The organism is Afipia birgiae 34632 (assembly GCF_000308295.2).
Lineage (GTDB): Bacteria > Pseudomonadota > Alphaproteobacteria > Rhizobiales > Xanthobacteraceae > Afipia > Afipia birgiae.
On the sequence record NZ_HG326652.1, the window covers coordinates 185,496 to 203,517 of the forward strand.

Annotated in this window: 16 protein-coding genes and 1 pseudogene; 10 read left to right on the forward strand and 7 right to left on the reverse strand. The window is 55.3% G+C overall.

The window, feature by feature from the left end:
- Positions 1–59: 59 nt before the first annotated feature.
- The gene (locus tag BN32_RS00845; RefSeq protein WP_244438070.1) at positions 60–812 is read right to left on the reverse strand and encodes a DUF5677 domain-containing protein; all 753 of its coding nucleotides are present in this window, start codon (positions 810–812) and stop codon (positions 60–62) included.
- A 98-nt stretch (positions 813–910) separates the two neighbouring features.
- On the opposite strand from BN32_RS00845, the gene BN32_RS00850 reads away from it, so the two are divergent.
- The 4 genes from BN32_RS00850 to BN32_RS00865 all read left to right on the forward strand — a co-directional run bounded on the left by BN32_RS00850 (position 911) and on the right by BN32_RS00865 (position 6,305).
- The gene (locus tag BN32_RS00850; RefSeq protein WP_019195344.1) at positions 911–1,447 is read left to right on the forward strand and encodes a hypothetical protein; all 537 of its coding nucleotides are present in this window, start codon (positions 911–913) and stop codon (positions 1,445–1,447) included.
- Positions 1,448–1,731: 284 nt separating this feature from the next.
- Positions 1,732–2,595, forward strand: a complete 864-nt coding sequence (locus BN32_RS00855; RefSeq protein ID WP_244438071.1) for a hypothetical protein — start codon at positions 1,732–1,734, stop codon at positions 2,593–2,595.
- Positions 2,596–3,995: 1,400 nt separating this feature from the next.
- The gene (locus BN32_RS00860) at positions 3,996–5,189 is read left to right on the forward strand and encodes a glycosyltransferase family 4 protein (protein WP_244438072.1); all 1,194 of its coding nucleotides are present in this window, start codon (positions 3,996–3,998) and stop codon (positions 5,187–5,189) included.
- Between the two features lie 18 nt (positions 5,190–5,207).
- Positions 5,208–6,305 (forward strand): glycosyltransferase family 4 protein, encoded by a 1,098-nt coding sequence (locus BN32_RS00865; RefSeq protein WP_019195348.1) that lies wholly within the window; start codon positions 5,208–5,210, stop codon positions 6,303–6,305.
- Here BN32_RS00865 and BN32_RS27500 read toward each other — a convergent pair.
- Genes BN32_RS27500 through BN32_RS00875 form a run of 3 tightly spaced genes read right to left on the reverse strand, consistent with a single transcriptional unit; the run spans position 6,302 to position 8,358 of the window.
- Entirely contained in the window at positions 6,302–6,790 is a 489-nt protein-coding gene (locus tag BN32_RS27500) for a hypothetical protein (protein WP_244438073.1), read from the reverse strand. The two genes, BN32_RS00865 and BN32_RS27500, sit on opposite strands and share 4 nt — an antisense overlap.
- A gap of 53 nt (positions 6,791–6,843) precedes the next feature.
- Positions 6,844–7,233 (reverse strand): hypothetical protein, encoded by a 390-nt coding sequence (locus BN32_RS27505; protein WP_244438074.1) that lies wholly within the window; start codon positions 7,231–7,233, stop codon positions 6,844–6,846.
- Between the two features lie 3 nt (positions 7,234–7,236).
- Positions 7,237–8,358 (reverse strand): glycosyltransferase, encoded by a 1,122-nt coding sequence (locus tag BN32_RS00875; protein ID WP_019195350.1) that lies wholly within the window; start codon positions 8,356–8,358, stop codon positions 7,237–7,239.
- A gap of 45 nt (positions 8,359–8,403) precedes the next feature.
- On the opposite strand from BN32_RS00875, the gene BN32_RS25850 reads away from it, so the two are divergent.
- Both BN32_RS25850 and BN32_RS27510 read left to right on the forward strand, forming a co-directional pair.
- Positions 8,404–9,432 (forward strand): glycosyltransferase, encoded by a 1,029-nt coding sequence (locus BN32_RS25850; protein WP_084494541.1) that lies wholly within the window; start codon positions 8,404–8,406, stop codon positions 9,430–9,432.
- Between the two features lie 527 nt (positions 9,433–9,959).
- Positions 9,960–10,400, forward strand: a pseudogene (locus tag BN32_RS27510) (O-antigen ligase family protein); the annotation flags it as partial.
- A 158-nt stretch (positions 10,401–10,558) separates the two neighbouring features.
- Here the strand turns inward: BN32_RS27510 and BN32_RS00890 are convergent.
- Together BN32_RS00890 and galE are read right to left on the reverse strand one after the other, a co-directional pair.
- Positions 10,559–12,427, reverse strand: a complete 1,869-nt coding sequence (locus BN32_RS00890) for an ABC transporter ATP-binding protein (RefSeq protein WP_084494542.1) — start codon at positions 12,425–12,427, stop codon at positions 10,559–10,561.
- Between the two features lie 118 nt (positions 12,428–12,545).
- On the reverse strand, positions 12,546–13,571 hold the full coding sequence (gene galE / locus BN32_RS00895; RefSeq protein WP_040425299.1) for a UDP-glucose 4-epimerase GalE: 1,026 nt from the start codon (positions 13,569–13,571) through the stop codon (positions 12,546–12,548).
- A 514-nt stretch (positions 13,572–14,085) separates the two neighbouring features.
- Here galE and BN32_RS00905 point away from each other — a divergent pair.
- From BN32_RS00905 to BN32_RS00920, 4 genes are all read left to right on the forward strand, one after another.
- Positions 14,086–15,218, forward strand: a protein-coding gene (locus BN32_RS00905) for an IS3 family transposase (RefSeq protein WP_156946936.1) whose coding sequence is annotated in 2 segments (ribosomal slippage) — positions 14,086–14,341 and positions 14,341–15,218 — 1,134 coding nt in all. Because the reading frame shifts where the segments join, the coding sequence is not laid out codon by codon here.
- Between the two features lie 411 nt (positions 15,219–15,629).
- A complete protein-coding gene (locus tag BN32_RS00910) occupies positions 15,630–16,406 on the forward strand; it encodes a hypothetical protein (protein ID WP_156946937.1) in 777 nt (258 codons plus the stop codon).
- Between the two features lie 275 nt (positions 16,407–16,681).
- The gene (locus BN32_RS00915; RefSeq protein ID WP_019195357.1) at positions 16,682–17,143 is read left to right on the forward strand and encodes a mobile mystery protein A; all 462 of its coding nucleotides are present in this window, start codon (positions 16,682–16,684) and stop codon (positions 17,141–17,143) included.
- On the forward strand, positions 17,140–17,733 hold the full coding sequence (locus BN32_RS00920) for a mobile mystery protein B (RefSeq protein WP_019195358.1): 594 nt from the start codon (positions 17,140–17,142) through the stop codon (positions 17,731–17,733). Before BN32_RS00915 ends, BN32_RS00920 begins: the two co-directional genes overlap by 4 nt.
- 68 nt (positions 17,734–17,801) lie before the next feature.
- Here the strand turns inward: BN32_RS00920 and BN32_RS00925 are convergent.
- On the reverse strand, positions 17,802–18,022 hold a 221-nt coding region (locus tag BN32_RS00925), incomplete at its 5' end, for a hypothetical protein (RefSeq protein ID WP_210164653.1).

The window sequence follows — 18,022 nt, forward strand, 5'->3', positions numbered from 1 at the left end:
AATTGTCGGAATCGATAGGACGATTCCCGTGGCTCAATGAGCTTGTCCGGGCGTAGGCTTTACAGCTCCGATGGTCCGTCTTCGCGTGAGCTCTGGATTTCGGGCGAGCCGCGCGTATCGCGCGCCAGTGCCCGATATCGATGCAACAGCGCCTGAAACGTATCCCAGACTTCGGTTTTTTGCTTGATCTTCATGATGAGAAGCGTCGCGATCGTCATGGTGATGCCGAGCTCCGTCAAGGTTACGAGAAAGTCGATCTCGTCGAGTTCGGGGTTGATGATCAGGGTTGCTGAGCCGTCGACTGGATTTTCGACATAGTGCCGGTTGAGAGCCGTCATGCTGACGTGCGCGGCGTCGCCCGAAATATCTCGATAGCTGCGATAGAGACGATCGAAATCGCTGCCCTCAAGGAGTGAACCGAGCTGGATCGCCTTCGCGCCCTGCAGGCCCTGGGCGACAAACTCCTCAAGCTGCTGTCTCACGTCTTCCGTGCCAGTGAACTTTTTCGCACCAAGATGTAGCGCTGCGCGTGATTGCCGGCTCTTGAAGTCGTCGTCCTTCATCCGTGTGACGAAAGCGGGGTTTCTGTCCAGCGCGATGAGGTACATGGCGGCCTCGATGACGCTGCGCGACTGAATGCGAAAATCGAGCTGCCGGTCGTTCTGGATCAATAGCAGGGCGCCTTCGAAAAGCGTAAGGGCGCGGGCGTAAAGAGCGGCCTTCACCGCTACAAGCTCCCGCTCCTCCTCCAACGAAACCGCGACGGGGGCCTCGGCAACAAACCGTCGCGCGGCGTCGACGAAATCGCGCATCCAGGTCATCCAATCCGATGAAAGTGCGTGTCCTTCGGGCATAGATTGACCTTAGAACTCAAGATGTTCGTTGAAATATTTCATGATAGATAATTCACATGGATGACCAGCAAAAAACAACGCTTTCGACATTCGCATCAGCGGTTCGGGCGCTGCTGCAGGATAAGGAGCTTGCATATGCCGATCCAGCCGAGCGCGCGCTTGTGGGCCGGATTCGTGATCTTCTGCACGGCCATTACGGCGGTTGGTCGATCGACCTTGAATGGAATCGTCGAGAAGATGTCATCAAACGTCTCCGATACGGGCTCAGTGAGGATGAACTGATTGGCAGAGATGCCATCGTACCCGACCTGATCGTACATCGGGTCGGCAAGAGAGAGAACTTGCTGGTGGTGGAGGTTAAGAAGTCAACGAACAAAGACTTCGACGGCGATATTTGGAAGCTCAAGGGAATGACGGAGCAAGCGGGCCCCTATGGCTATTCGGTCGGCCTTCACCTGGTGATTGACGTTAAGGCTGGTGTCGCGCCCCGTTGCAATGTCTATGTTGATGCCGAGTTGGACACAGGTCTGACGGAATGGATGCATTCAGAGCTGGAGGAACGGAATGACAGCGGAGCCAGCGGAGATAGTTAAACTGGTCGGACGGTTGACCGATCCCAACTTGACGCAGGCGTTGTCACGGATGGAAGGCTCGGTTCACGGCGTCACCGCAAGAGGCTGCGCGACCTTCCTCGATAGTGCAGGTGCGGGCCGCGAGGTTTTGGCGGCGGCCGCGGAGAAGAAGCGGGTGGCTGGCCAGATCAATGTCACGGTTCACTCGCTCGGCATCCTCTTGTGTCTACCGCACATTCTCGAACCGGATGAGCGCGTCGAATATGTGTCGCTCGGCGCAGGGCCGTGCGTTAAAGGGGGGCGTGATGGAAGTCTACTGCAAAGGAACAGCCCGGATCAGACACGGCGCGACCGGCGAGATTTACGAAATAGAGAGCGACGAGCTCGATTGGGATGCGGTCGGCGGCGACGAGCGCCAAATGGGGCCGGAAATTCATTACGAAGCGGTTGTAGAGCATCCCCAGCTTGGGGAACTGACCTGGGGCCTTTGGGAGTATCCGGTAGGAATTGAGAACTATCAGGAGACGAAGGCAGGGCCGCATGAGGTGATCGAGGATTTCGACTATGGCCTCGAGCATAGCGCACCGGAGCCTGACGATTGGATCGATTACACCGTCCCGGACAACCCGTTCACGATTTTCATGAGCTCCTATCACCACACCGGTGATCTTCTCGCCGATCACGGAAGGGATAGCGGCGGCCATCTGCTAAATCGGATGGTCTTTTCTCATCAGGTCACGGCCCTGGAAGCCTACCTGAGCGACACGCTGATGAATGAGGTTATGGCTGATAAAGCCGCCATGCAGCGCATGATCGACGAGGATGATGATCTGGCAAAGGAAAAGTTCACGCTTGCTGAGATCTCCAAGGATCCTGGATTGGTCGCTTCCATTTTCTGTCTCACCGTCGTTCCTTTGAAAGGCTACGATGAACCAGAAATCCTCCCCTCTCAATCAGCCCAATTCTGTCTCATTGGTGCTGACGCCGGACAGATCATGTACTTGGCGATACTTGACTGCGCGACCGCAAACCCGAGCTTGAGCAGTTCGCCGTGGATACGCGGCGCTCCCCAAAGCGGGTTCTCGACGCTCATCCGCCGGATCAGCGCGCGCAGCTCCGTCTCGATCTGCGGCCGTCCTCCCAATGATCGTGACTTCCACCGCCAGTAGCAGCGAAATCCCGCCCGATGCCAACGCACGAGGGTCTCGGGACGGATGATCGTGAGGACGGGCAAGATTGACGGGAACCATCGATACAATTGGATTAAGAACCAGCGATCGTTGTTGGTGAGCTGGGGCCGGCCGGGCATCTTGCGCCGCAAAACGATCAATTGATGTCGCAGCGCTGCGTTCTCTGCTTCAAGCCGGGCCTTCGACTTGAACGGCGAGACTAGGACGGCCAGAATGAAACAGAGCAGCCCGATCATTCCGCCAGCTTAGGCGAATCCATCACGTCTTCAACTCGGATAAGGTTTTCGGTACACACAGTCCGCAATTTCAATTGACGCCACGATCACCGCTCGCAATGACGGCAACCATGAAGCGACGATCTTTGAAGCCGAGAAAAATTGCTTCATCCGGACCATCGTAATCACCGTTATCGGCCCAAGTGTTGTTGTCCGGCCCCCACGGGGTGGTCCGATTGGAATGTTAATTTAGAGATTGTTTTGGAGCTGCCCCGTTTTGTGGTCCGGGTTCTAGGCAATTTCTTGGACTGTATGAGTTTGGCGTCAAGTTGCCGCGCGAGGTATGGGGCCTGTCGTTGTTGTAATGGTGCCTCATTCTTCGAGTCGATCGATGGCGTCGACCATCGACAGGAACAGAATGCGTTGAGACACTCTGCGCGCAGACGACCCCATTGATCGAGCATCCTGCCGGCAAACTCGGGACCGTCTCGGCGAATGAGATAACCGCGTCGCGGTGACTCTTGCGAGGCAACATTTTTCTGCATTGACCGGTTCGGTCTGGTTTTCAATGACTGAAAAAACTCACACTACAGTACATGCTCCCGTCCGCTGCAAAGCATCCACTCAGGCTTCAGCGGCTGGGAATGCCAGTTCTTAAAGCCACGAAATGCAATATCGAATTGCAAACTCTTGGCCGCAACGAGATTTCGGTGCAAAGGAGCAAGTTGTGAAAATCGATTTTAGTGGATAGGACGGAGTCTTTTCGATCATGCACAATGTGCCAAGATTGAAAAAGTCTGCTAGAAAAATACCTGGACTAAAAGGCGCTATTTAAATAAATGAGTTTGAGCTGAGGAGACGACTATGAACAACAACCTCACCCAATGGCAAGTCCCTCAAGAATGCGAGTAACATGTGGTTCGCTGCAGCTAGGTACTGGAACACACTCGGTTTCCCAGGAGGCTTACGCGAGAAATTGCGCGGTGCTGCGCCCCTTGGGGATGCTTTTTTGACTTCGCGCAGCGCCGCGGACACGTTCATGACTGAGCATGAACGATGAGCGATAGAAACGAAGTCCGAGCTGCCCCGCGCGCACCATGTGTTTGGATAGATGTGACGACGAGCCTGCGAAACCGCGGCAGTCACGCAACGGGAACCTTACGCGTGGAGCGTGAGCTCTCTTCAGCATTGTCTTCGCTGCTGGGCGAGCATCTTGTTTTTTGCCGGTACAATCCGGTCAAAACTCGCTTCGAACGCGTCAATTATTCCTTCAAGGAGCAACGTGCAACTCCACCTGATCAACGATCAGGCCCCGGCGCACGACGAAAAGAGACGGCTGGTAAGCGTGTGGAGCGAATTCTGCGCTTATCGATCCGTAAACTGATCCGTCATGTTTACAGTTTATTTCAAACAAAAGCCGGTGCGAGTGGGTTCCCGGAATCCATGCCGGGAGATGTCCTATTTCTCGGTGGTGAGACATGGAGTCAGCGATACGATTTCGAAGTTATTCGCCGGATTCGCCACCAAAGTCATGTCAAGGTTGCGGCAATATGCCAGGACCTAATCCCCATCAACTTCCCGCAATTTTTTCAGTCCGCTGAATTTATTAGGCGCTACGAGGAGTATACCAAATTCTTATTGCGGGATGTAGATCTGCTGATCACCCACTCCCAGTCAGTACGCGCCGATCTCGAGGCAGAAACACGAAAGCTCGGCATTTCCTTGGCAAATCTTTCAGTTGTCGAATTGGGGTCCGATGTTGGGCGACTGAGGGAAGTCGTAAGGCCGCCGGCAAGCCCACCGCTTGTGAGCGGGAAATTCGTCATCTCCGTAAGCACCATTCAATCACGTAAAAACTTCGATCTTCTCTATCGGCTCTGGCGTCGCTTTGCTGAGGAAGGGCGAACCGACGTTCCACGTTTGGTAATTGTCGGCCAGCAGGGGTTCGGAAGCGCCGACTTGCTTTGGCAAATAGCGAACGATCCAAGGGTTCGAGATAATATCCTGGTCATACACAGCGCCGGGGATGCTGAACTAACCTGGCTCTACCAAAATTGCTGCTTCACTCTTTACCCGTCCTTTGCAGAGGGGTGGGGCTTGCCAGTGGCCGAGAGCCTGTCGTTTGGCAAGCCCTGTCTGTCGTCGAACGCATCGTCATTGCCGGAGGCCGGAGCCGGTCTTGCGGTTCACTTGGACCCGCTTGATTTCAAGGCGTGGCACGATAAGATCATTGAGTGGACGGATGATCCGACCTTGCTCGCAGAACTTTCGAAGCAAATAGACGTCAACTACAGGCGAACAACCTGGAGCGAAACGGCAACAGCGATTGCTGGTAAGATCGAAATACTGATGCGCTGAAGTTTCAAAAAAATTTCTATGGGTGTTCGAATTCGTATTGCTTTAGCTATTGTTGAACTATTCCCCAACGGGGGACTTCAGCGGGACTGTATCGCAATTTCGCGCCGCCTGTCTGCTCGCGGGCATCAAGTCAAAATCGTCTGTACGTCAGCGGTTGGCCATGAAGAAGACCTCAACGTTGTTGTTCTCAACAACAGCGCCATGACAAACCACGGCCGCAACCAGAGGTTTTCGGATGATTTAAGGCGGTACGTCGGCACTGATTTCGACGTCGTTGCTGGTTTCGATGCGTTGGAGGGGCTCGACCTTCTTTATTGCGCCAATCCTCCCGTTCGTTATGGGACGTTTTTGGACGGTCTAAATCCACGAAAACGGACGTTCATGAAATTGGAAGAAGCTTGCTTCGGAAACGAGAGTCGGACACGCCTACTTCTACTGAGCGGAGTGCAGCGCGAAGGCTACGAACGCCGATGGCATATGGATGCATCACGAGTCACGCTCGTTCCTCCGACGATCGAAAAGGCCCAGATCGTAGCGCCAGAGGCCCGTCTAGATATCCGACGCAAGATTCGCCAGACCTTAGGGCTCGCCGAAGGCGATGAGGCTTGGCTTTTTATTGGAAGTTTCCCAAAAACGAAGGGGCTCGACCGCCTGATCTCCGTCCTGCCGAACTTCCCCGGCCATAAGCTCCTTTGCGTTGGTTGCAGCCCAAAAGATGCCGTTCGTTTCAAGTCGTTGGCGGAACGACTCGGGGTCCACGATCAGGTTTTATGGTTGGGCGTCCGAAGCGATGTAAGCGATCTCATGGCTGGTGCGGATCTTCTCGTTCATCCCGCGCGGCATGACGTCACCGGTACGGTTATCCTTGAAGCGGTTGCGAACGGATTGCCCGTGGTGACGACGGCAGTCTGCGGTTATGCGCCCCATGTCATTCTTGCGGATGCGGGCATCGTGATCGACGAGGCATTTGAAGAACAGCAACTGATTGCAGCGTTGCATAGGTCCAGTAGCACGACTCTGCGCACCCGATGGCGCGACAACGCACTGAGCTATGCAAAATCCGTCGACCTCTTCGGGGGGCTGGATGTGGCAACCGAGGCAATTGTGCACAGCTAGTCGGCAGCGTTGGCTCCGCTCGCTTTGGCTTTTGCTCGTTCAAGATGAGGTTTCAAAATGTTGCTGACAACATTGCGCTTGTCAGCAGAAAATTCAGCGCGGCCCATCACACCGACTTCATGAAGCCAATCACCGCACCATTGAAAAGGCGCTTCACTCACGTCCAGGCCCTCCTTGAACGGGACGAAAATCGTCTCCTGTTCGGTGAGATCGCCGCGGGCGACTTGACTGTAGATGACGTCCCAATTGGCGCCGCCGGTATCGAGCTGCAAAAACCAATCTTGAGAAAAATCCAGGGGTTTATGACGCACGGCGTCAAATCTGAACATTGAGAAGCCTGCCCAGAGAAACCATCGTTCAAAACTCGGTTCCGACATCGAATCGGCGGTCATTGGACCTTCAGGCCTGACAACCCCGAACCAGTCCTGCGAAGTCAAGGCAGTAAAAGGATCGGCCGGCGCCGTCGGATAGATGTCATCGTCCAAGAATCCAAAAACATACGGCTTGCCTGGAAGGATGATGTTACGCCACACCCAGTTCAGCGCCAATCCATGCGAGCGGCTGGGTTGATTCCATGGATTCCGCGGTAAACGCACGTAGGGAACATTGTTTTTTCTGCAACGGAGGCGATCTCGGCCGCTTGCAGATCACTCGTCGTATTGTCAGCGACCACATAGAGCACGTCTGGTACATAGAGTTTGACCAATTGGGCTTGCCAGTCAATCGTTTGCGGATCCGCAAACGCAATGCTCACCAGAACGCGCCGCGCGTTAAGTGATGAAATGAATCCGGGCGGCAAGGGCGACGTGGCGGGAAGCCTGGAATAATCTCGATCGATTGCACGATAACGCCGCGTCTTCATTGTATGGGTGAAGGGCCGCAAATGCAGCCAGTCGTTCAGGGTGTAGTCCTGTAATCTCGGCGGCACCGCTCACCCCTTCTTTGACTGCCGTTTACTTTTAAGGTGACGATAGATAAATACGGTCGCGCGGAAAGGACGAAGCTTGATCAGGCGCCACCACGTTGAGACATTGTATGTGTCGGGATGATATTTCATGAGTTGGGCCATTGCTTGCTGAGCAATTTTTTGCTCTCGACGGTTAAGGTTGAACTGGTCAAGCACTGCGATGTCGGGCGCTTGATTTCTCTGCAAGGCGGGAATATGCAAAGGCTCGGCCCAGGCCAAGATACGAAACACGCGGATTTCATCACCGTAGGGGCCCGAATCTCCCGACCACAGATCAGGCGGCCCCGGCATTTCATCGGCTGGATCTTTTCCAGAGCATCTTCGGATTGCTGCGGATTTTTGCGCGATGCGCGTGGAGAAAAGTTGCTGCAAGGCTTTTTGCGACGTTACGCTTTCGCTGTGGACTCGGTATCTGATCAGTTTCTGAGGCAGGATCGCAATTGCCCCTCTTTCCGCCATCCGGAGCCACAGGTCGTAGTCCTCAGCGGCAGCGAACGGCGCCCGATAGCCTCCCAGATCGAGCGCAAAGCGCTTGCGAAACACAACTGACGAGTGGATAAGCGGATTGCCGGTTGCCAGTACCGCTTTCAAACGCACGGGATTTGCCTCCGGACGTCGAACGCCAATTTGATTTCCATCAGCGTCAATAGCGTTGGCCCACGTTCCTAAAACCGCAACATCCGGTCTTTGATCCATGAAGGCAACCTGCCGGGCAAACCGCGTTGGCTCTGCGACATCGTCCGAGTCAAGACGCGCAACTAATGCCGCACGGGCCGCGTGTAGGCCGTTATTTAGAGCTGCGACGAGTCCGGCTCTCGGCTGAAAGATAGGGACGATTCTGGCGTCTTTTGCGCTAAATTCTCGAATAATTTCGGGCGATCTGTCGTCGGAACCGTCGTCAACAATGATAAATTCAAAATCGCGGTAGGTTTGTGCTAGGACGCTTTCGATTGCTTCTACAAGCCAATGGTCGCCGTTGTGCACCGGCATCAATACCGACAGATGAGGTATCAACCCACAGCCCTCCACCACGTTGTGTTTTGAACATAGCAGATTCAGCGTCCCAAACGAGCATGCGAACAGCATAGCCGATCCAGCATAATTTTGAAATTGCGACGTAAGAGAAAACCGATGCGCATCCTATTTTGTCAGACCGTTCCGTATCTGCCTCAAGATCACGGCGGCGGCTTGACCAACACCCACGCCCTCTGTACCGCCTTAAAATCCCGGAATTGCGAAGTTGCCGTGCTCTGCCAAGACGCAAATCGGGCGCTATCGAGTTTCTTTTCGAGGCCGCTCGGATTGAACGACAAAGTTTTCGATTACCCGGTGACGCGGGCTCGTGATCCGTTAGGTGCAGTCGACGCCATATGCCGGAGCTTCCGCCCAGACATCGCCGTCGTTCAGTTTGGAGATGTCGCCGGAATGGTTCATGCACTCAACAGGTGCGGCGTGCCAGCGCTTGCTTATCTTCATGATACGTTTTCTGTTCCATCGGTCGATCGAACAGCGGCAGCATACGCTGCGTGTTCGAACGTAGTCGCCGCTGCGCTCCATTCTGCACTGTCGGTCGATGCTGTCGTGATGCCTGTTCTCATTGATAGGGAGGCTTACCTAGTACCTCGCACAGGAAACTATGTCACATTCGTCAATCCAATTCCGAGAAAAGGGATTGAAATCGTTTTTTCGTTGGCAGCACGCCGCCCTGATATTCGATTCCAGTTCATCGAGGCCTGGCACTTACGCGGCCGTGTGCGGAATTACCTCCGCCAACGAATTGCTTACTACGGCAATATTTCGCTTGTCGGCCCGTCCCAAGACATGAGGCCCGTTTACCACAAGAGTCGCCTGATTCTTGCGCCGAGCTTGTGGGTTGAAGCTTGGGGGCGGGTAGTCTCAGAAGCCCAAGTCAGCGGCATTCCGGCGTTGGCCAGCGACAGCGGAGGGTTGCCGGAAGCTGTCGGTGAAGGCGGCACGATCGTTGCTAGGGATGCTTCAATATCGGAGTGGAGCAAAGCACTCGACGCGCTATGGTCTGACACTCACTTTTATGAGACAAAATCGGCGGCCGCGCTTGCGCACTCAGCGCGACCCGAATTTGCACTCGAAGCGATCATCGATCGATTCCTTGCTTTGTTGCAACAGCACCATCGGCTTTGATATCGATGTTTTCGCAAAAAATCACTGAGGTGCGGGCATTTCTGAGAGAAAAGTATCCGTTCTCTCTAGCCTTAGCGGGTCTGATCGGGTTGATCGTTTTTTACGGTCGGACGATAACGCAAAATTTTCAATATCTTTTCGTGTTGTTGCCTTTCCTGCTGGCGGTTAGTCCATCGGAATGGAAACGGCTTACTGAGAATTGGGTGCTGCGGGCATTTGCGGCGTATCTGGCGTCGCTCTGGCTATCGCTAGTCTGGAACGGACATTCGTCCGTGGGAACACTGGCCTATTTCGCCCGCCATTTGCTGGTCGAGCTTTCGTTCGTGAGTTTTGTTGCCTGGCATCTGTCGCGGAATCGACGGGACAATGAAGTCAAGATCGGACTATCGTTTGGAATAGTCGCGTTCGTGGCGTGCGTCCTGGCGCTTTGGCATTTCCGATCTCAGATCGGAATTGCAGGACAGAGGATGTCCCTGATGACGTGGTCAAACCCGAACACGGGCGCTGCGGTGGCCGGCGCGGCTGCGATGCTGCTGGTGAATAGTTGGTTTCAGTGCAGGCAGTTTGCTCTCCGCGTCGCTATCACCGCGATATTCGCCGTACTCGTTGTCGCGATGATTCTGTCCGAAAGCAGAGCTACTCTCGCTGCGGTGTTAGTCAGCCTAGTTGCGTGCGTTGCAGCCCAACGGTCGTGGAAGGGTCTCTGGACATTTGCGACGGTGGTTACCGTCGTGGGCGCAGCCGGAACAGTCACAGGGGCGATTGAACCCCTCCAGTTGCTCGCGAGAGGCGATTCGACGCGATTCGCCGTCTGGTATTCATTTTCGCACTTAATCTTGGAAAACATCTGGTCCGGCGTAGGCATCGACGTGCAATTTGCATACAGCTTCAACATTGGTGGAATGCGCATCGACAATCCGCACAACATGTTCCTAGTCTCCCTTCTCTACGGCGGTATCCTTTCGCTTTTGGCCTGGATCACGTTGTTTGCGGTGATGACATGGGTCGCATATTTTCGCGCGCGAGACAGCGCCGATGTCCTCGCGCTCAGCCTCGTATGTTTTCTTTTTGTGCATGGGCTCTTCGAGGGCATTCTTCTTGTAGAGCTCACCAATTGGCAATGGCTCTATTTTCTGCTGCCTCTCGGGTGCATTGCAGGCGTCGCATTGTCGGACGCAGAAATAAGGAGATCGGCACCCACTAGCGACGAGCCAATAGGCGAGCCGGCGTCGCGATGCTGCAGACGGAAGAACGAGGCGTAGCGGCCGGCGCGGCGCAGAAGGTCGTCATGACGACCGCGTTCGACAATCTCGCCGCCTTCGACCACGAGAATAGCGTCAGCGTGCATCACCGTATGTAGGCGGTGGGCGATGACAATGGTGGTACGGCCGCGGCATAGGTGCTCGATCGCTTCCTGCACCAGCTTTTCCGATTCAGAATCGAGCGCCGCGGTCGCCTCGTCGAGCAGAATGATCGGCGCGTCCTTCACTAGCGCCCGGGCGATCGCGACACGCTGGCGCTGGCCGCCGGACAGTTGCGCGCCGTGCTCGCCGACCGGCGTGGCGTAACCCTGCGGAAACGCCATGATGAAGTCATGGGCGTAGGCCGCCCTGGCCGCCGCGACGATTTCTGCGTCGGAGGCGCCGTCCTTCCCGAAAGCGATGTTGTCGCGAATGCTGCCGCGAAACAGATAGACGTCCTGTCCGACATAGGCGGTCTGCTGCCTAAGCGAGCGGCGCGAGACGGCCCAGATAGTCTGGCCGTCGATGAGGATTTCGCCAGCGCGAATCTCATAGAGCCGCAGTAGCAGCGCCAGCACGGTGGATTTTCCGCCGCCGGATGGCCCGATCAGCGCGGTGACCCGTCCGGGTTCTGCGATGAAGCTCATATGATTGAGAACGGGTTCGTTGTCGCGATAGCTAAAGCTGACATCGCGAAGTTCGACCCGCGCCTCGGTCAGTTGCAGCGACGGCTTGTGGTCGTCATCGGGCTCGCTGGCCGGACTTTCGACGATCTCAAGCAGCATCCGCGCGCCGATCAGGCTTGAGTTCAACTCGATGTTGAGGCGCGCCAGACGCTTAGCCGGCTCATAGGCCAACAGAAACGCGGTAAGGAACGAAAAGAACTGGCCGGGCGTCGCGCCCATCGCCACCACGCGGTAGCCACCGTACATCAACGATGCCGCGATCGCGATACCTCCCAGCGTTTCCATCAGCGGGCTCGCGCGATTGGACACCCGCGCCATCTTGTTGGCGTTGCGCTCGACGGCGGCAACGCTGGCGTCGATGCGATCGCGCATGGTCTGTTCGAGCGTGAACGCCTTCACGGTGCGAATGCCCTGCAGCGATTCCTGCATCACTTCCATGATGTCGGCGTTGCCGGTGAATTGATTGCCGGCGAGCCCCCTGATGCGGCGCACCAGCTTGCGCAGAACCAGCATCGCCGGCGGGGCAACCAGCAACCCGAATAGCGCCATATACGGGTCCTGCATCAGCATGACGCCCATTAGCGCGATCAGCAACAGCAGATCGCGGCCCACCGCGTTGACAAGGAGGCTGAGCACTTGCGTCACCGACGCGGCGCCGACGGTGAGCCGCGTCAGAAATTCTGACGAGGGGCGCTCGGAAAGGAAACCGACGCTTTCACTCATCAGCTTGGCGAATAGCCGGCGCTGGTTATTGGCGAGAATCGCGTTGCTAATCTGGGAAAGAATGACGGAATGGCCATAGGTCGCCGCACCTTTCAGCGCGAACAGCACGATCGTGAGCAGCGATAGCACCACGATGCCGCGCACATTCTTGTCGACATAGGCCTGGTTGATCACTTCGCCGAGCAGATAGGCCGATCCGGCTGTGGTTGCCGCCGACACCGCCATCAACGCGAACGCCAGCAGATAGCGCCGCCAAAAGACGGCAGCCTGTTCCTTGATCACGCGCCGAAGAAGAGCCCACGATCGTTCAACGCCCTCAGTGATTATGCGAGGATTATCGGTCATGCGCCATCCATCGCTGACACACCGTAGAAGCAAGTTCTGTGTCTAATCAAAAGCGTGCAATCCTGTAATGCCAGCTCAATCTGGACCGTGCGAATAACTGCACTGAAAAATTTGAATTCTATTCCGAAATGGCACGGCCGGAATACCCGTCAGGGTTCGCTTTCTGCCACCGCCAATGATCTAAGCACATCGCGGAAAGGTCTCGATGAGCTTTCCAACCCAAAAGCTTTTTGGCGGCGCTCGCATCGGCGTAACATGAGGAAACATCACCCTCTCGCCGAGGTCCAAAAATATAGGGTATTTTTTTGCCGCTGGCGGATTCGAAGGCACGCACCACATCGAGCACGCTAAAGCCGTTTCCCGTCCCGAGGTTGACCTCGAAAGATTGTCCGTGGTCGAGATAATTGATCGCACTGACATGGCCCGCTGCTATGTCGACAACGTGAACGTAGTCTCGCACGCCCGTGCCATCGCTCGTCGGATGGTTGTTTCCCCAAATATTCAAATGATCTCTTCGTCCAACTGCGACCTGTGCAACATAAGGCATTAGGTTGTTTGGGCTGCCAATTGGATCTTCACCGATCAATCCACTTTCGTGCGCGCCGACGGGATTAAAATACCGTAAAATACCGACACGCCAATCTGGATTGGCCAACGACAGGTCGGCTAGAATTTGTTCCACAAAAAGTTTGGTTCGTCCGTATGGATTGATAGGCGCAAGAGCATGGGTTTCCGACAAGGGTAGTGAGCGGGGAGAACCATAAACGGTAGCGGACGAACTGAAGACAATTTTTTTGACGCCCGCGTTGCCCATCGCAATCAGCAACTGCATCGTGCCGTTGACATTGCAATCGTAGTAGCTCAGCGGATTGGCATGCGACTCTTTGATACTTTTGAGGCCCGCCAGATGAATGACGGCGGTCACATTGTGTAGCTGGAAGAGGCGCTCAAGCATCGCTCGATCGCGAATATCGCCTTCTTCGACCAAGACAGGTTTGCCAGATATTTCTTGCACTCTCAAAATCGAAAGTTTGCTGCTGGTGCAAAAATTATCCAGAACGACAACCTCATTGCCTGCGTTCAAAAGCTCCAAACAAACATGAGACCCGATATATCCTGCTCCGCCCGTTACTAAAATCATCATCACTCTCTGTAACTGGATTCCGAAGAACTCTCTATACAGTAGAAGTTACCGTCAATCATGGCAGGCGGATCCGGCTGGAGCTGCGACGTGCTGGTCATGGGATGTCCCTTAAGCGAGGCCTGGATTGCTGAGCACCTGAGACGAACGGACCGGGGCTGGCGGATTGCGCATGTGCCAGACCAATCCTGCAACGAGCACGATCGTCGCGGCAAGGTTGTTACTCAGCGTTTTCTGAGGTTCGGATCAACTCAGCGAGGTGTGGTGGCAGGCGTGAGTGTCGGTCCAGCCCTGCGCCACTAACCACATTCGCCCCGTGAATTTCAACGCGGAAGCCCTTATCCAAGTAAAACCGAGAATCTTGTCCCTCGAAAAGGCCGAGATCGAAAACTAGGTCGCGTTGCATAGTTTTCGGCCAGTTTGGTAATTCAGAGCCGGCTCCGCAAATTTGAACAGGTCGATAAGTGGAATTTCTGCCTGACAGCGGGCACGCTGAGCCTGCGAATCAGGAGAGACCATGAACAGACGACCGCGCCGGAACCACACCCCGGCCTTCAAGGCGAAGGTGGCACTTGCCGCCGTCAAGGGTGACCGGACGATAGCCCAACTGGCCGAGCATTTTGACGTCCACCCCAATCAGATTACCGCCTGGAAGGCCCAGTTGGAGGGCGGTGCTTCCGGAGTTTTCGGATCGGGGAACATGGCGGCGGCCGCGCCTGCTATCGACGTGAAGTCGCTGCACGCCAAGATCGGGGAGCTGACGCTGGAGAACGATTTTTTAGAAGGAGCGCTCACCAAGGCGGGATTGCTGAGCGCAAAGCGATGATCGACCGTGAGCACGATCTGTCGATCACCAGGCAGGCTGAGGTTCTGCGGATCAGCCGCGGCAGCGTCTATTACCTGCCGCGTCCGGTGCCGGACGCCGATCTCGCGATCATGCAGCGTCTCGATCGGCTGCACCTGGAGTATCCCTTCGCCGGTTCGCGTATGTTGCGAGGCCTGCTGGCTTTGCAGGGGTGCAAGATCGGCCGCCGGCATGTGAAGACGCTAATGAAGCGGATGGGGATAGAGGCGCTCTATCGCCGTCCGCGCACCACGAAGCCCGAGCCGAGCCACAAGATCTATCCGTATCTGCTGCGCGGCATGCAGATCACGCGGCCGAACCAGGTCTGGGCGATGGACATCACCTACATCCCGATGGCGCGTGGCTTCGTCTATCTCGCCGTCGTGCTGGACTGGGCGACCCGCCGGGTTCTGTCCTGGCGGCTGTCGATCACGATGGAGGCGGCCTTCTGCGTAGAGACCCTGGAGGATGCTCTGGCTCGTCACGGCAAGCCGGAGATATTCAACACGGACCAAGGCTCGCAGTTCACCGGCTCGGCCTTCACCGGCCTGCTCGCCAGCAACGGCATTGCCATCAGCATGGACGGCAAGGGCGCATGGCGCGACAACGTCTTCGTCGAACGGCTGTGGCGCAGCGTCAAATACGAGGAGGTGTACCTGCGGGCCTACGAAAGCGTCGGCGAGGCGCGCGACTCGATCGGCCGATACCTCGACTTCTACAATGGTCGCCGACCGCACCAAAGCCTTGACGACGCCACACCCGATCAAGCCTACTTCAACCAGCCGCCATTCCGCTTGGCGGCCTAAACCCGGCAGACGCTCCACTTATCGAGGCGGAGATTCTGTTCAGACAACCGGGACCGGCTCTAAGATCGACGTGTAATTTCTGAATATTTGCGCATCTCTCAATTTGAGGAGGCGTCCCGAGCAAAGTTACTCGCTTCGATGTTGGAAATCTGGCGCCCTGAACTGATCGAGACGCGTGCAAGCCTCTTGCTTCGTGCGTCCCAGTTTGAAGAGCTATTAAGTGCGGGCGTATCCGAGGGGGCTGCCCCCGAAACGCTGGTGAGGGGGTGGGCCGCAAAGAGAAGACGTTCAGCTGACGCTGCAGCAAGGATTGCGCCGACCCGAAGCGAACCGCAGAGGGTCGTAGCGCACGCAGAAGCCGGATTTCTAGGGGTCGAAGATGTCGTTAAGCTATGGAATGCGGCGTCCTTCATGGTTCAGAATTATGGCGTCCTCTTAAATTCGAGAATTGTCATTCGACATGATGATTTCGCCTTGAAGAATGAGAAAGCGCCTGCGGCGTTCATAACCGATCTTTTTCGGGAATTGCGAATCCGATCGAGTGGTGCGGAAGATCAAGCCCATTGGTTATACGTGCATGGATATAGTCAGGTAGATGGTCCGATCACTGACATAGTAGCGCATCTCCCGGATTATCGAACGGATGTCGATTCGTGGATTCGAGACAAATTTCTGGCGAGGCGCGTAATTGGGCGAGAGGTGGCAAGGTCCGCAGTAGAGGTTTCGCGTTTTGTGCGCGAGAATCCAAGTCGCAATCAGGCCTGGAAACGCCATCTCACTTTAATTCGGTTGCTTTGCGGATCGCTGGACAAATCTGACCCTGAAGGAGCGCGTTTGTTGGGGCTACTCGGTAATAGGCGGTTCAGTCATTCCATTGGGAGCAAGGTAACGGCGCAACAGCGCGGTGTATCTCGCGGAATTGATGTGGGTGCCCGACGCTTGGCTGCCTCGGACCTGTCAGTGCTCTCCGCGTTTAAAAGCGGCAAGCTAGGTGCATTTCACAGCGGTTGGGAGCTGGAGGAATATCAATACCGTCGGAAGATAAAGAGCCTGCGGATTGCGCTCGAGGAGGAGCTGCGCCGTGAATATAAAGGCTCTTGGAGCCTCGATGCGCGGCTGGCGACTTTCAAACGCTCTTGGCAGGAAGCGGCGCCGGCTCGTGAACGGGATCGACCAAGATTTTCATAATTCCAAATTTCGGCTGACCTCTAGTAGAAAATCTTATTTTATTAAATGAAATCAGTAAGTTAAGAGATGGATCGACTAGAATGACGGTATCTAAATACTTATATATTCTTCATTGTTCCCGCTTATCGCTTTCATAATTTTATCTTTCGCGTTCGATGTTTAGTTTATAAGGCTATGGCCTAAATTTATCGTGCAATAATTATTCTGTAGCCTTATATTTTGTTGATAAAATTAGTCTATGGACTAGTTCTTGAAAGCTAAGATTAGGTCACGCTATGAAAACAGAAGCTCGGAGACGTGCGCGCGAGCGCCTTGATGAGCGCCTTGCGCTCCTAAAGCCTGAAGAGCGCTTCCGCGCCCCCGCCAAAGGATGGGTTCGCGCGATCCGCGATGCGCTAGGCATGAGCGGAGTTCAATTCGCGCGCCGGCTCAACGTGCGGCCGCCAAGTGTTGCGTCGCTCGAGGCTTCCGAGGAAAACGGGACGATCCAACTCAAAACCCTGCGTCGCGCAGCCGAGGCGCTCGACTGCACCTTGGTTTATGCGCTCGTACCTAATGACACCCTTCAAGGCGCAGTACACGCGCGCGCGCGCGCTCTCGCTTTGCGTGATCTCGGGCGAGTTTCACATACGATGAAGCTCGAGGCGCAAGAAACGCCCGATGGCAGCGGCGATGACCGTCTCGAAACGTATATTCGGGACAAGATCAGAGAGCGGGATATTTGGGAAAAGCCATGACGGACTTATTCCAAGATCCACCTGATGCAACACCGCTTGATCCAGCGTTACGTGGCGACTTGATTCCAACATGGGTTACAACTCGCGCCGACCTGAACACCGTTGAAGAGGAAAATATCCTGAGCGGTTATGCCTGGGCTCGCGGTCGGCGAGGCGGCATAAACACGTTGCTGACCGAGGATTTTTCGAAGTCGTTGCACAAGCGAATGTTCGGAGAGGTTTGGAAATGGGCTGGCGTGTACCGGCAGAACGAGCTCAATATTGGCATTGAGCCTCATCTGGTTGCTGCGGAAGTTCCGGCGCTATTCGACAACGCGCGATTCTGGGTGGAGAACAAGACTTTCCCGCCCGACGAAATTGCGGTTCGGCTTCATCATCGCCTCACGCAAATCCATGGCTTTCCCAACGGTAACGGACGGCACTCTCGTATGATGGCGGATCTCTTGATTGAAAAGTTTGAGTGCGAACCCTTCGCTTGGGGCAACGGGAGCATTCAAGACACAGGTACGTTGCGTAACGCTTACATCGGCGCGCTGCGATCTGCCGACGCTCACGACTTCCGCCCGTTGTTGGAGTTTGCGCGCGCGTAAAGATGTTTCTACCGTCCCTCACGGCATGGAATCCTGCATTGGAATTTGGATGCCGTCTAGTTCGCCGCTTACTTTGCGTCTTCACCGAACTTGCCAGAAAGCGAAATCTTGAAAATGTCGACATTCGCGCCGGTAGTTTCAAGCTGGCCGCGGCGGTAACTGAAAGTCAGCCCAAACAGATTGGCGGCGTCAAGGTTCTCGGTGATAGAGGCATCTAGCAGGCGATAATCTCTGCCCGACACCCAGTCATACAGGTAGCCATAAGTGGCTGCGATATGCATTCGTGTCC